The sequence below is a fragment of the Pseudomonas sp. 2835 genome (assembly GCF_050435905.1).
GTDB lineage: Bacteria > Pseudomonadota > Gammaproteobacteria > Pseudomonadales > Pseudomonadaceae > Aquipseudomonas.
The window spans coordinates 191,390-205,007 of record NZ_JBNDLE010000001.1 but is presented as its reverse complement, the minus strand read 5'-3'; the positions used below and the strand labels follow the sequence as shown (position 1 = coordinate 205,007).

Genomic DNA, 13,618 nt, shown 5'->3' with positions numbered 1-13,618 from the left:
CACCTGACATGCCGATAAAAACCAGTATCAAGCGTGCCAGCGGTTGGCTGTACCTCAACTCCCCCAAGGGCCGCAGCCAGTTGCGCGGCGCCGGGGTGATCCTCATGCTGCACCGGGTGCTGGCCGACGACAACAGTGCCGCCCTGCCGCACCGCAATGAACTGTGCGTCGGCCCCCAGGCCTTCGAGCGCCTGCTGCGCTGGCTGCAACGCCACTTTGACTGCGTACACCTGATGGACCTGCTCAACGCCCATCAACACCCGCGCAGCAGCAACCGGCCCAAGGTCGCCCTGACCTTCGACGACGGCTGGCGCGACAACGCCTTGAATGCCTTCCCGCTGTTGCAGCAGTACCAGATGCCGGCGAGCATCTTTTTGTCCACCGACTACATCGGCAGCCGCCAGCGCTTCTGGTGGGAAAGCCTGGGTGAAACCTTGTGGGGCAGCCACGGCGAAATCGCCCGCCGGGCGCTGATCGAGCAACTGCGCAAGATCGGCCGGCCGCTGCCGGCGGCGTACTTCATGAGCGACCGCCCGCACGCGCGCAGCCAGGCCCTGGGCAAGTACCTGCAAAGCCTGAAAAGCCTCAGCCCCATGGCCCTGCATCACCTGACCGACGCCTGCCCGGCCGAGTCCCTGCCCCAGGCCCTGGACTGGAACCAGGTGCGCCACCTGGAAAACTCCGGGCTGATCAGCTTCGGCCCCCACGGCGCCAGCCACGCGCTGCTGCCGGGCCTGGACGACCAGCGCCTGGAAGAAGAACTGGGCCGCAGCCACTATGCCCTGCAACAAGGCTGCAAGCAGCCGCTGCCGGTGTATTGCTACCCCAACGGCGACCACGATGCGCGAGTGCGCGAGCGCCTGGCCGCGCACCGCTACCCCTTCGCCCTGAGCACCCGCGCCGGCATCTGCCAGGGCCATGACGACCCCCTGGCCCTGCCGCGCATCAGCGTCAGCCAGCGCAGTGCCAGCCGCCCCTCGCTGCTGGCCTGGCGCATCAGCCGTGGAGGCCGCCCATGAGCCGCAGCCACTATGTGCGCCACCTGCTGCTGAGCATGGGCACGCGCCTGGCGATGATCGCCCTGCGGCTGATGCGCAACGTGTTGCTGGCGCGCATCCTCGGCCCCAGCGAACGCGGCCTGTTCGCCCTGCTCAGCACCCTGCCCGACCTGATCAGCGCCGCCACCAGCGGAGGGCTCAACACCGCCGTCGGTTATCAGGCGGCCAAGCAGCGCTCGATGGGCCTGCTGCTCAGCCAGGTGCTGATCTACGGCTGCCTGGTGGCCGGCGCCCTGACCCTGGTTTGCGTAGCCCTGGCCCGAGAGTTCGGCACTGAACTTGAAGTGACGAGCCAACTTGGCCTGCTGGCCTGGCTGTTGCTGCTGGCCGTGCCGCTGACGGTGCTAAAAAGCGGCCTGCTGACCTTGCACAACGCCAGCGGCGGCGTCGGCGCCTTCAACGCCCTGCGCCTGACCGAGTCGCTGGTGCCGCTGCTGCTGTTCGTCGGGATGTTCTGGATGTGGCAGCACGCGGCCCTGGAAGCTGCGCTGATCAGCTGGCTGATGGGCCTGAGCCTGGTGGTGGTGCTCGGTTTGTACTGGCTCGGCCGGCAACATTCGATCCGCCTGTGCTGGGACCGCAGCGGCCAGCGCGAATTGCTCTCGTACAGCGCCAAGAGCCACCCGGACTTATTGTTCCAGCAGGTGATTTTGCGTTCCGACTACCTGTTCATCAGCGCCATGCTCGGCAGCGCCGCGCTAGGCCATTACGCCATGGCCAGCGCCGCCGCCGAACTGCTGCTGATCGTCCCCGAAGCTGTGACCACGCCGTTGATGAAGCGCCTGCTGCAGCAGGACGCCGGCATGGACAAGCTCACTCCGCTGGCCCTGCGCCTGACCGCCACGGTGATGCTCGGCGCCTGCCTGAGCATGGCGCTGATTGGCGAATGGCTGATCGTCACCCTGTTCGGCGCCCAATACCAACCGGCGTACCCGGCGCTGCTGGCCTTGCTGCCGGGGCTGTTCGGCCTGTGCTACGCGAGCATCCTGCGCCTGGACCTGCTGGGCAAGAACCGCCCGGGCACGGTGTCGCTGATGATGGGCCTGGGTGCGGCCTTGAACCTGGTACTCAATGTGCTGCTGATACCCACCTACGGCATCGTCGGCGCAGCGATGGCTTCGTCCATCGCCTACCTGGCAGTGACCCTGGCGATGCTGTTGTTGTATTGCAAACTCAGCGGCGTGCCGTTCTGGCAAACCCTGCTGGTAATGCCCAGCGACCTGGCGCCGCTACGGCAGATGCTGCAACGGCGGCCGGCATGAAGCGCAGCGCCCTGGTGGTAACCGGCGTGCTGTTGAGCGCTACGTTGCAGGCTGCACCCTTGCAGTGGGGCGACCTGCGCGATGGCAGCCTGTACCTGCAACCGAGCAAGGCCGATACCCTGAGCGTCAGCTGGCAACCAGCCTGGCAGGCCGAGGCCAACCCTGAACATATCTACCTGCTCGATGGCCAGGGCCGCCTGCAGGCCGAACGGCCGATCAAGGCCAGCGAAACCCGCGGCCGCGTGCAATGGCCGCTGGCGGCAAGCAGCAACGACTACCAACTGGAGATCCCAGGCTACAGCTTTCGCCGTTACCGCATCGAGCATGCCGACAGCACCCGCGCCCTGTTCGCCCCGGCCAAAGTGCACTTCAGTGCCGAAGTCGGGCCCAACGTCGAGCTGTACTTCCAGGTGCCCGCCGGGGCAAAAGCCACCCTGGCCGGTAAGTATCATGGCGGTGTGCACGGCCTGCAGGTGCAGCGCCTGGGCGATAACCGGCAACTGAGCCTGGCGCTCAAACCCTACCCGGCCTACTGGCAGTTCGATCGTTTGCCGCTGCCGGTGTCCAGCCAGGCACAAACCTTCCGCCTGCGGTTGCAAGGCCGCGGCAAGGCGGCGTTCTGGCTCGACGGCAGCGCCAACCTGTTCGCCCAACGGGCCGAGCAACTGGGGCCGCTGCACAGCGCCGACGGCCAGGTCGCGCTGACCCTGGGCCCCAAAGTGCTGGGCCGTACCCCGGACCTGGGCGTCAACCTGCCCTATGTGTTGCCGCCACCCTCCAGCTACGCCGCACTCGACGCCCTGCGCCCGCAGGCCGCCGGCTACTACAGCTTTGCCGACCTGCTGGCGCGCCAGCCCGGCTACGAAAACCAGTTCCGCCGCTTCTACCAGCAACGCTACGCGATCAAGCAAGACATCACCCTGCTGGCCGGTACCGGCCGCGAATCGGTGCTGGCCGCCAACCGCACCAGCAACGATGGCCTCGACGACTGGCTCAACACCACCCGCAGCCTGGGCGGCAACACCCTGCACTACCTGGCTTTCGCCGACGAACCCAACCTCAACTACAGCGACTACCCAAGCTTCAGCCGCTACTTCCAGGCCATGGCCGAGCGCGTGCAACGCAGCCCCGGTGCACGTGAAGCAGGGGTGCGCATCGCCATGCCGGCAAGCTCGCGGCTGGTCAACGGCCCCTTGCACAGCAGCAGCGAAACACGCATCGGCCTCGATTGGGCACGGCGCCTGCTCAACGACCACGGCGCGCAGATCGACGCCCTGGCCTGGCATGAATGGATGGTCCGCGACCTGCTGGCCACCCGCAGCTACCGCGACTCGGTGCGCCAGGCCGCAGCCCTGGTCGGCCTCGATGCCCAGGGCCGGCCGAACAAGGCACTGCTGCTCGACCAGACCAACGTTTCCAGCGGCTCGACCTTGAGCCCCTACGATCAGGAAACCCACTTCACCGCCCTGTGGTGGGCCTCGGTGGTGATCAACGCCTCCCAGGACGGCCTGCTCGACATGCTCAACTGGTTCCACGTCGCCGATGAACCCGAGTGGCCCAAGGGCATGGTCCGGGTGCTGAACGAGAACAGTTTTGAACTCAAGCCTGTGGGCCTGGCCCAGCAGTTCATCCAGCAGCACTGGCTCGACCAGGTGCTGGCCCTGGACAACGACGCCTTTGAAGTCGACGCCCTGGCCATGGCCCGCGGCAAGCAGCGCAGCCTGCTGGGGGTGAACAAGGGTGAGCGCCTGCAGCAGGTGAGCCTGGCCACCGAGCAACACTGCCCGCAAGGCGCCCTGAGCCTATTCGGCCCCGACAACCAGCCACGCAGCGCACGCTTTACCTGCGAACGCGGCCGTATTCAGTTCCAACTACCGGGGCAAACCCTGTTTGCCCTGACCTGGAGCGCGTCATGAGCGCGCACCTCACCTGCCAGCAACAGGAGGCACTATGAGTGCTTTGAGCAAAATCCAGGAACGCATCAAGCGCAAAGGACTGCGCAACACCTTCAACGCGGCGGTCAAGCGCTACCTGTTCTACCACTGGGAACTGCTGTGGATGGAACGCGACCTGACCAGCCCTGTGCCGCCGCACACACTCAAACCCTACCCGGCGCTGCGCATCGAAACCATCACCGTGCATAACGTGCAGGCCTTCGCCAGACACTTTGGCGACCGTATCGAAACCATGCGCGAACTGGCTGGCGAAGGTCACACCGGGCTGATGTTCCTCGATGACGCCGGCGATACCGTAGCCTTTATCTGGGGCAGCGTGCGTCACTACCACGACCGCCACTACTACGGCTGCTGGTTCCCGGTGGAGCCTGGGCAGTTCTTCGAGTTTGGTGGCGAAATGATCCGCCGCTACTGGGGCTCGCAACTGTCGGTCGACGTGCAGCTGGAGCTGTGGAAAGCCATGGCCACCCAGGGCTGCGATACCGTCGTGGACGTGTGCGAGAGCCACAACATCCCGGCGCTTAAGCTGCACTTGCGCATGGGCTATAAAGAACAGGGGCGGATCATGCACGTGTACTGCCTGTTCGGGCGCTGGAAGTTCTATCGCGAAACACGCTATAGCGAATCGCGCCTGCAAGCCCTGCGCAAACCTGAAGCCAGCGCGGCCCCGGCCACGGTGACCTGAACCTATGAGCCTTGACCTGCAGTGGTACCCGTCGTTGGCGGCGGCGGACTTCCCCGCCACCGAGTACGAGCAACTGCGCCAGCACCTGGCCGACAGCACGCCGTTCAACCACCTGGGCTGGCTGCAGGCGGCCGAAGCGGCACTGACAGCCGGGCAACAGCTGCAGGTACTGGTGGGCCGCGACCAGGGCCGGTTGTGCCTGTGCCTGGCGTTGATCCGCAGCAACGAGCGCTTCGGCCCGCTGACCGTGCAGGTGGTGCGTCATCTGGGTTACCCGCTCAGTGACCGCATCGCCCTGCTCTGCGATGTGCCAGCCAAGGCGGCCGCGCAGGTGTTGCGGGCGATCCGCAGGCAGCTGCCCCACGCCCTGCTGCAACTGGACGAAGTGCCCGACGGCTCGGCGGCCCACACCCTGCTCAGCCGCTGGGCCAGGCGCAGCTCTACCCATGAGCAGCGCCTGAGCTGCCGGGTGCCGGTGCACCGCATCGTGCCCGAAGATCGCCAGGAAATCAGCGGTGACCCACGCTACAAACTGCGCCGTGCGCGCAAACGCATTACCGCCTGCGGCGCCCAGGTGCGCCGGGTGATCCCGGATGCAAACACCATCACGTCACTGCTCGAATCCATCAGCGCCGTCGAAGACCTCAGCTGGAAAGGCGATGATGACGTCGGCATCTTTTCTGGCCACCTGCGTCGCCAATGGATGTACCAGGCCTTTACCGCCTTGGCTGCCCAAGGCCTGGTGCGCATGGTGCTGCTGGAGCTCGACGGCCGCTGCATCAGCTACCGCCTGGGGGTGTTCGAGCGCGGTCGGGTGTACGACTACAACCTGGCCTTCGTGCCCGCCTATGCCGAGCTTGGTAGCGGCCGCGTGCTGCTGGAGGAATGGATTCACTGGGGCCTGGACGACGGCTGGGAATGGGTCGACGCCTCGCGGGTGAGCCTGAACAACTCCAGCCACCAACTGCACGAACGCATGAGCGCCACCCTTGAGCACCAACGGCAAAGCTTCTACAGCTGGCGCCCCAGCGGCCTGGCCCTGGGCCTGGCCCTGCGCCTGTGGCAACGCTTCAAGCCGCAGCTGCAGCGCCTGCGTCAAAAAAAACCGGCCACAGCCGCCGAGCCCGACCCGCCACAGGAGAACCCGGATGCCCTCACAGGTCATCGTCAACGCTGACGACTTCGGCCTCAGCGCCCACACCAACGCGGTCATCCTGCATGCCTTCCAGGCCGGGCTGATCAGCTCGGCCACGGCCATGGCCAACATGCCGGCCTTCAGCACCGCCTGCAGCCTGGCGCAACTGCCGGCCTTGCGCGGGCGCATCGGCCTGCACTTCAACCTCACACACGGCCGGCCGTTGAGCGAAGCCATCCGCCAACAGCCACGCTTCTGCGCGCCCAACGGCGAATTCGACCTGCGCCTGAAACAACGCACCCTGCGCCTGAGCCGCGCCGAACTCGACGCCGTTGAGCAGGAACTGCAGGCGCAGTGGCAGCACTGCCTGAACCAGGGCCTGATGCCCAGCCACCTGGACTCGCATCAGCATGTGCACAACATCTGGCCCATTGGCGTAATCGTCGCCCGGTTTGCGGCGCGGGAAGGTGTGGCGGTGCGGCTGGCGCGTAATCTTGGGCATAACATCGGGCCGCTGAAGCGGGTGTTCAAAACGTTGCTTAATCGCCGGTTGAAGCAGTTGGCGGGGGCGACGGCGGATTATGTGTGTACGCCGGCGGATTTACGCGCGGGGTTGGCGCCGGCGAGTGGGTTGCTGGAGGTGGTGGCGCACCCGAGTGCGTTGGGGGGGCATGATTTTGGCGATGCGTATTTGGGAAGTGGGGAGTCGTTGAAGGCGTTGGTGGACTTGCGGTTGGGGGGGGTGCCTAGGGTGGGGTATGGAGTGGTTGGGGCGGAGCGTGAGGCGATATCGGCATCGACTTCTTAAGATTATCAATTGTCGGAGCGGGAACTGTCAGATTGCTTGTGTGCGGGCCAATATTGGCATGCCGTTAGGCAGGCCATTGATTTAGGTTCTGTACGAAAAGAGATTTCGCAAACACCGCATGGAACAAGCCAGCTAGACCATAGCTTTTCGCGAGCTTGTCGAAGTGTGTCACGATCCGGCGGTTCTCTTTCAGCCAGCCAAACATGCGCTCGATGATGTTGCGCTGTCGGTACTTGGGCCGATCAAACAGTCTTTGTAAGCCAGGCTTGGGTTTGCGCTTCATCGAGCGCAGCGGGATGACGGGTTGCATTCGATATTGGTCGCAGTAGCGACGTAGTGCTTCGGCGTCGTAGCCCTTGTCGGCAAGCAACCATTTACAGCGCTTACGCGGGCGGCCACGTTGGTTCGATGGAATGCTGACCTCGTCCAATAGGGGTTGGGCGTAGCTGATGTCACTGGCTTGACCGCCAGAGAGGAGGAAGCGCAACGGTGTCCCGTTGGCGTCGCAGAGCATGTGGATTTTGGTTGTCAGGCCACCGCGAGTGCGGCCTAGAGCGTGATCGGCAGGCTCGTCAGGCCCCCTTTTTTCCCGGCACCAGAAGAGGCTCGGGTTGCGCGTACTGCGGTTGAGTCGATCATCCAGGTTTGCACATCGATCAAGCCTTGCTCATTCAATCTCAGGTGCAAGCGTTTGAGCATCTGATCGAATGCCCCCTGGTTTCGCCAGCCCCGAAACCGTTGATACACCGTTGACCACGGGCCGAAGCGTTCCGGCATATCTCGCCACGCAGCACCTGAGCAGAGCACCCAGAGCACGCCATCGAGCATCAGGCGGTCGCTCAGGCGGGGCCGCCCCCGGCCATGGGTTTCGGTGAAGAGATAAGCAACCACATCCCAGGCCTCGTCCGAGAGTTCGTAACGCTTTGCCATCACAGGATTCCTTTGCGCAGATGGCTGGAAACTCTACATAATTTCAGCTTCCGAGGGACGCCGATTGGGTTTCTCGGGATTTCGTACAGAGCCTAGGCAAAGGGATCTTTGGGATTTAACTCTGTAATGGCCAGCCGGAAATCGCATAAACCATTCTGGACCACACGCACAACTGTAAGTTTAGCGAACTCCCCCCACGTCAACGCGTCTTGCTGTATGCGATCCCGAGCCTCATCACTAATTTCATTTTTGATAATGCTATACTCAGAAAGATACGTTTTAAGAGCAATACCGCCGAGTGACACAACCCATCGTTTATCACTGCCACTTCTAACACCCAAAGCAACGACATCTTCTAAATCATGCTCATTTATGTACGTTTGAGTAAATCGCTCATATGCCTCCTTAAACATAAAAAAAATTTCTCCTCCAGCGCCCTCACCATCCGCCTCAGCCCGACAGGCAGTTAAGCTGTATTCCGTATCGACACCAAGGTATTTGCCATAATGATCGCCCGCCATAAGTCGAATTACAAACCCTTCCTCGGAACGCTTACAGAAGACATCAATCCCTCCTTGCCCCGGCCCTACCCATAAGCGCCTGACCCCATCTTCAACCACCACGATATCCTTATTGTTTTCATCTACTTTCAGTTTCGGATCTATGGGCCTACCAAACCTGAGGCACTTCCCTGGAACGGTGAGAGTTGCAAAAAATGACGAAACGTCAAGCCTTCCCATGGTAACACCTCATAAAGTTAAAACCGCGACTATCGTCAGCAAAGCATTTGACACTGAGCTAAACGATTGACTGATGCCTAAGGGAGTCAACTTTTGCTACCGACTCATGTGACAACGGTTTTCTGCCTAATCGGCGCCTGTGAACTGGAGAAGCAGGCAGGGTCCCGTGCAGACACGGGCCCTGTAGCACCCACGATTAAAAACATACAACCCCAGAAAATGCTAACCATATAAACCTGGAAACAACTTCTTGTGAAACTCTAAAAGCACGGCCGATTGCGAGCCTTCTTCAACCGTAGATGCATCTACTATTTCTTGATACTCAGCTTTTGTACTCTTCTTCGGCAATGAATACAGGGCATAAGCAGCCATCATGGTACCGGTACGTCACCCTGACCCGCATCGAGCAATACTTTGCCACCCATCATGTCGACCTGATGGTCTCCGATTTCAACTACCAGGCCCTGCTATTCACCGCCACGCCCGAGCAACTGGCACTGTGGCGCCGCCTGCAGGTGCACGCTCCGCGCCCCTTCATGCGCCAGCTGCGTGGGCTGTATGGGAACCTGGATTACCAGACCGCGCCCCATGCCACCTTGCGCCGCTGGTGGCGGGTGCTGGGCTGGCTTGAACAGGCCCCTGGCAACGAGACGCTGATGCTCCCGGAGATCGCCCACAACCTGCTGACCCTCGAGCCCCAGGCGCAACGTGCCTTCGCCATGGCAGCACCGACCGCTGTGGTGCGAGGCGAACGGCTGCTGCAACAGGTGGTCGAACGCGTGCGCTTGCGGGCGGTGCACAACGCTGCTACCGAAGCCAGCACGGCGTTGACACTTGGCGATCCTGCTGCCGTAGCGAACCGCCAACCCATTGAGCAAGCATACTTCTACTGGTTTCTGCAGCAGTTGGCCGATGACCCGACACTGGTAATGACGCCCACGCCGCGAGACGGCGAACCGCTGTCCATCGAGCTGATCGAGCATTACCTGCAGCGGCAATACGATGGCAGGCTGGAGTCGCTACGCCAGCACGTTGAACAGCTCAACCCGGGCACCGAGGCCGGCCTGGACGCCATCTTGCAGCGCCACCAGGGTACGCGAATCTTTGTCCATGGCGATTGGGTCGCGTTGCTGCGCCAGCGTTTTGCCGCGGACTTCATCACCCTGGAAACCCAGTATGCCAACACCCTGGAGCTGGCTCGGGGGATGATCGTTGATCCGGCGCACTTGCAGATCTACGCCCAGGACCTCGAACAACAGTTCCTTCAGCAGCTCGATGCCCTGGTCAGGCGTCTGACCCGCAACATCGAGGTGCAAACCCACGAAGAGTAATAACTACCACCCAAGGGCAGGCGTGCGCGGGTGTGCTGTGGGCTTTCAACCCACGGGAACACGCCCATGCCTGCCCTTGAATTGCCACCTCTGCATCACTCGTTGATCAAGCAACAACTGCCGACCTGGACCCGCCATACCACCACCGCGCACTGGCAGCGCCTGCGCCAGACCCAGCAACCGCCTCAGGGCCACGCAGGCCTTGAAGCCGACTGGTTCGCCAATGCCGCCCCCGACCTGCGCGCGGCGGTGCTCGCCGCCCAGGCTCGCAGCCGGGCGTCACACGCAACACTTGCCGACAAACTGCGCGGTCTGCAAAACCTGACGAGCTTCGCCGAGCCGCTGTTGGCCGCGCGCCTGCAGGCAGACTTCGGGGTGCAGCTTGAGGTCAGCAAGGCGCAGTGGGTGGACTATGAGCAGGTGCTGATTTCCCCCCGCCAACCGCCGAAGGCCGTGGCCAAGGCCCCCATCAGCCTGCTGCAGGCGGCGCTGCACAATTTCTATCAAGACCAGGGTTTTGTTTCGCCGAGCTACCTGTGTATCGATACCGAACGCAAGCTGGCGATTGCACCGCACGCCTTTGCAACCAGCTGCCGCGCCCTGGACCTGGGCCAGCGCTACCAGGCGCATTTGCTCAGCCACTACCGCGCGCCCTTCGTCGCCCACTTGTGGATCAGCGCCACCCAGGACCGCTTGCGTGCCGGCATACAGCTAGCGGGTTTGCGCCGGCATATCAGCGGCGAATCCCAGGATCGCTTGCTGGCGTTGCTGGACGGCCCGGGCCAGTTGCTGCCGGTGCAGCAGCCGAGCCTGTTCGCCATCGCACTGCGCGAGGTGCTGCTGTTTTATCCGCAAGGCCTGGGTGATGATCTGCCGGTGGTGGCGTGGCTGCCCGGTGCGGTAGATGGCGAGCTGGTCGAATACCCATCGCTGGCGGCGTGCACGGCGGCCCTGCAAACGCGCCTGTGCAACGCAGGGTTCCGGCAGTTCTTCGCCCGCTTTGTGGCCAGCGCGCAGCAGGCGCATTTTTTCAGTGTGCTCAAGCGCAACCTCGATGGCGGCGATGCCCAGGCGGATGAGGACTGGACCCTGCAAGCCGGCGCCGACCTGCACGTGAGCACCCGCAAACTACCCAACCCGCACTTTCGCTCGCTGTTTGACCAGCACCTGCAGCAGGCCCTGGACGATGCCCGCCTGCTGGCGGTAAGCACTGCCGATGCCGACGCGGCGCGGCACGCCCAGGTCAGGGCATTCTGGGAAAGCAGCGCGCTGAATTTTCTCAATCTTGCCGCGTTTTTCGTGCCTGGCCTGGGCGAAGTGATGATGGCGGTGGTGGCCTACCAGCTGGTTGAAGAGGTAGTCGAGGGCGTGCAGGCCTGGCAGGTCGGCGATATCGATGCGGCCCTGGGGCATATGGAATCGGTGGCGCTGAACGTGGTTTTTATCGGCGGCCTGGCCGTGGCCGGCAAGGCGGCGGCACAGTTGTCGAAGCTGGCCGAGGTGCGCCTGCCCGATGGCCGCGTGCGCTTGTGGTTGCCGGACCTGGCACCTTACCGAACCACCGTCGAGCTGCCCGCTGAACTGACAACCAATGACCTGGGCCAGTACCGGGTCGGCGCCAAGACCTACGTGCGTATTGACGGCCACCTGCACGAGCAACGCTTTGATAGCGCAGTGGACCGCTGGCGCCTGGTGCACCCCCGCGCCCCCAGTGCCTACCAACCGGAGCTTGTGCACAATGGCCAGGGCGCCTGGCGCTCGATTCATGAACAGCCGTTGACCTGGTCGACCGAACAACTGCTGCGCCGCCTCGGGCCATTGAGCGAGGGCCTGGATGACCTCGAGCTGAACCAGGCGCTGCGCATCAGTGGCAGCTCGGCAGATGCTCTGCGGCGACTGCACCTGGCCAGCGAAGCACCGCCGCCCTTGCTGGCCGACACATTGGAACGTCTTGCCCTGCTGCGCCAGGTGCAGACCCAGGTCGCAAGCGAAGAACCATTGCTGGTGCGCTTCGAGCGGCGTTACGCGCAGGTGGCGGACGGCGATGGGCAATTAGCCAACGTGCTGCAGCGTTTTCCCCGGTTGCCCCGGGCATTGGCCAGGCGCTTGCTCGCCTTGGGCTCCACACCTGCGGCCCTGGCCGAGCAGGCGGCCAAGGTCACCCAAGCCCTGCCCCTGGTACGCGCACTTGAAGGCTTGTATTACCCGCAACTGGCCGGTGTCGATAGCCAGCGCCTGCTGCTCGCCTGCCTTGAGCGGTTACCCGGCGGCCTGGGCGATCTTCGCCTCGAACTGCGCGGCGGTTCGGTCGACGGGCCGTTGCTGGCCAGTTGCGGTCAGCGCCAGGCGGCTATCCAAAGGGTGCTGGTCAGCAGCACTTCGCTTGACCTGTACAGCGCACTGGTACAGGTGCTGCCCGAAGCCACCCGCGCGCGCCTGGACGTTGCCACTGGCCAGGCGCTGAAAATCCAGGTACTGGCTCTTGCCGAGCGCCAGCGCAAGCAGTTGCCCCAATGGCTATGGTCGGGACGGGGCAGTGGCTGGTCTGATCAGGGGCGCCTGCGTGGTGGCACCGACCTGCCTCGCGGTTACCCGGCGCAATCACCGCAGGCCAGCTCCTACGCCCTGCGCTACCGGGCGCTCTACCCCACCGCCTCCGACCAGGAAGCCGACGCCGTGATCGCCCTGTGGCGCCGCGAGCTGCGCGAGCCACTGAGCACGCTGCAGGCGTTGGAGAATGAGCTTTCACAGATGCGCAGCACGCTTGAACAGTGGGCCGCCGGCAACCCGGCACGCCAGCGCGCGCAGGCGCAGATCATCAAGGCCTGGCGTCAGGAAACCGGTCGGCTGCTGGACAACGACGAGTGGCTGCTGACCCTGGAGCTGGATAACCTCGAGCTGCTCAACGAAGACCTCGCCAGCCTCGAGCTGCCAGCAGGCTTCGACCATGTGCAGGAGCTGGCGCTCGATGGCAATCTGCAGCTCAGCGCGCTGCCCGCCAGCTTGCTGCGACGGCTGCCGGAACTGGAACGGCTGTCGGCCTTCGGTTGCCGTTTCAACCAGTTGCCGGCAGGCCTGGATGCAGCGTTTCTGACCTCGCTGGACCTGGGCCAGAACCGTATTACCTGGGATGCAGGCGCCCAGGCGATCCTCGACGGCTATCCCAATCTCAAGGTGCTGAGCCTGGCTGAAAATCCGCTGCTAAGTCCGCCTGACCTTTCCAGGTTAGTGGCCCTGGAGGGGCTGGACTTGTCCGGCTGCGACCTGACCCAACTCCCCGCTGGCTTGCACAGGCTTGAAGAGCCGTTTTTGCTCGACCTGTCGGACAACCAGTTCACCCATCTGCCCGCGGACCTGGCCTTGAGCGACGCGGCCGCCCGGGCCCTGCGCCTGGAAAGCGACCACCTGGCCCCCGAGGTGCTTGAGCAGATCGAGGGCTACCACGCCATTCACGGCGCTGACCTGCTGGTGGCCTACTCGGACTACGACCTCTTGCTCGAAGATGCATCCGCAGCGCTGGCCGCGGTATTCAGACGCCTGCCCCTGGACTACGCACGCAGCCTGCGCGGTCTTTTCTACAGCGAGGAGTTCATCAACAATCCCGGCGCAGCCCGGCAACTGCTCTGGCAGCAGCTGTGGCGAATGGACCGCGACCCCCTGTTCAGGGCCCGTGCCCTGGCTCGGCGAGCCACCGATCTGTTGCACCTTTGAGGC

Annotated in this window: 9 protein-coding genes and 1 pseudogene; 8 read left to right on the top strand and 2 right to left on the bottom strand. The window is 63.6% G+C overall.

Features of this window, described 5'->3' with window-relative positions; all coding sequences use genetic code 11:
- Positions 1–8 precede the first annotated feature (8 nt).
- Genes ABIE20_RS00760 through ABIE20_RS00735 form a run of 6 tightly spaced genes read left to right on the top strand, consistent with a single transcriptional unit; the run spans position 9 to position 6,903 of the window.
- On the top strand, positions 9–1,019 hold the full coding sequence (locus ABIE20_RS00760) for a polysaccharide deacetylase family protein (protein WP_429501933.1): 1,011 nt from the start codon (positions 9–11) through the stop codon (positions 1,017–1,019).
- The gene (locus ABIE20_RS00755) at positions 1,016–2,320 is read left to right on the top strand and encodes an oligosaccharide flippase family protein (protein ID WP_429501931.1); all 1,305 of its coding nucleotides are present in this window, start codon (positions 1,016–1,018) and stop codon (positions 2,318–2,320) included. Before ABIE20_RS00760 ends, ABIE20_RS00755 begins: the two co-directional genes overlap by 4 nt.
- Complete coding sequence (locus ABIE20_RS00750; protein ID WP_429501929.1) at positions 2,317–4,236, top strand: hypothetical protein; 1,920 nt, start codon at positions 2,317–2,319, stop codon at positions 4,234–4,236. Before ABIE20_RS00755 ends, ABIE20_RS00750 begins: the two co-directional genes overlap by 4 nt.
- Before the next feature lie 34 nt (positions 4,237–4,270).
- The gene (locus ABIE20_RS00745) at positions 4,271–4,960 is read left to right on the top strand and encodes an N-acetyltransferase (RefSeq protein WP_429501927.1); all 690 of its coding nucleotides are present in this window, start codon (positions 4,271–4,273) and stop codon (positions 4,958–4,960) included.
- A gap of 4 nt (positions 4,961–4,964) precedes the next feature.
- Positions 4,965–6,137, top strand: a complete 1,173-nt coding sequence (locus tag ABIE20_RS00740) for a GNAT family N-acetyltransferase (RefSeq protein WP_429501925.1) — start codon at positions 4,965–4,967, stop codon at positions 6,135–6,137.
- Positions 6,109–6,903 carry a ChbG/HpnK family deacetylase gene (locus ABIE20_RS00735; protein ID WP_429501923.1) on the top strand — a complete coding sequence of 265 codons (795 nt, stop codon included), beginning with the start codon at positions 6,109–6,111 and terminating at the stop codon, positions 6,901–6,903. Before ABIE20_RS00740 ends, ABIE20_RS00735 begins: the two co-directional genes overlap by 29 nt.
- Positions 6,904–6,984: 81 nt before the next feature.
- On the opposite strand, the pseudogene ABIE20_RS00730 reads toward ABIE20_RS00735, so the two are convergent.
- Both ABIE20_RS00730 and ABIE20_RS00725 read right to left on the bottom strand, forming a co-directional pair.
- Positions 6,985–7,833: pseudogene (locus tag ABIE20_RS00730) on the bottom strand (IS5 family transposase).
- A gap of 92 nt (positions 7,834–7,925) precedes the next feature.
- Positions 7,926–8,573, bottom strand: a complete 648-nt coding sequence (locus ABIE20_RS00725; RefSeq protein ID WP_429501921.1) for a hypothetical protein — start codon at positions 8,571–8,573, stop codon at positions 7,926–7,928.
- A 347-nt stretch (positions 8,574–8,920) separates the two neighbouring features.
- On the opposite strand from ABIE20_RS00725, the gene ABIE20_RS00720 reads away from it, so the two are divergent.
- Complete coding sequence (locus tag ABIE20_RS00720; RefSeq protein WP_429501919.1) at positions 8,921–9,904, top strand: hypothetical protein; 984 nt, start codon at positions 8,921–8,923, stop codon at positions 9,902–9,904.
- 66 nt (positions 9,905–9,970) lie between these two features.
- Positions 9,971–13,615 carry a dermonecrotic toxin domain-containing protein gene (locus ABIE20_RS00715; protein ID WP_429501917.1) on the top strand — a complete coding sequence of 1,215 codons (3,645 nt, stop codon included), beginning with the start codon at positions 9,971–9,973 and terminating at the stop codon, positions 13,613–13,615.
- Positions 13,616–13,618: the final 3 nt, after the last annotated feature.

Bases quoted from the DNA above. Each gene is read 5' to 3' on its own strand.
- ABIE20_RS00760 (WP_429501933.1), top strand. From the start codon at position 9: ATGCCGATAAAAACCAGTATCAAGCGTGCCAGCGGTTGGCTGTACCTC.
- ABIE20_RS00755 (WP_429501931.1), top strand. From the start codon at position 1,016: ATGAGCCGCAGCCACTATGTGCGCCACCTGCTGCTGAGCATGGGCACG.
- ABIE20_RS00750 (WP_429501929.1), top strand. From the start codon at position 2,317: ATGAAGCGCAGCGCCCTGGTGGTAACCGGCGTGCTGTTGAGCGCTACG.
- ABIE20_RS00745 (WP_429501927.1), top strand. From the start codon at position 4,271: ATGAGTGCTTTGAGCAAAATCCAGGAACGCATCAAGCGCAAAGGACTG.
- ABIE20_RS00740 (WP_429501925.1), top strand. From the start codon at position 4,965: ATGAGCCTTGACCTGCAGTGGTACCCGTCGTTGGCGGCGGCGGACTTC.
- ABIE20_RS00735 (WP_429501923.1), top strand. From the start codon at position 6,109: ATGCCCTCACAGGTCATCGTCAACGCTGACGACTTCGGCCTCAGCGCC.
- ABIE20_RS00725 (WP_429501921.1), bottom strand. From the start codon at position 8,573: ATGGGAAGGCTTGACGTTTCGTCATTTTTTGCAACTCTCACCGTTCCA.
- ABIE20_RS00720 (WP_429501919.1), top strand. From the start codon at position 8,921: ATGAATACAGGGCATAAGCAGCCATCATGGTACCGGTACGTCACCCTG.
- ABIE20_RS00715 (WP_429501917.1), top strand. From the start codon at position 9,971: ATGCCTGCCCTTGAATTGCCACCTCTGCATCACTCGTTGATCAAGCAA.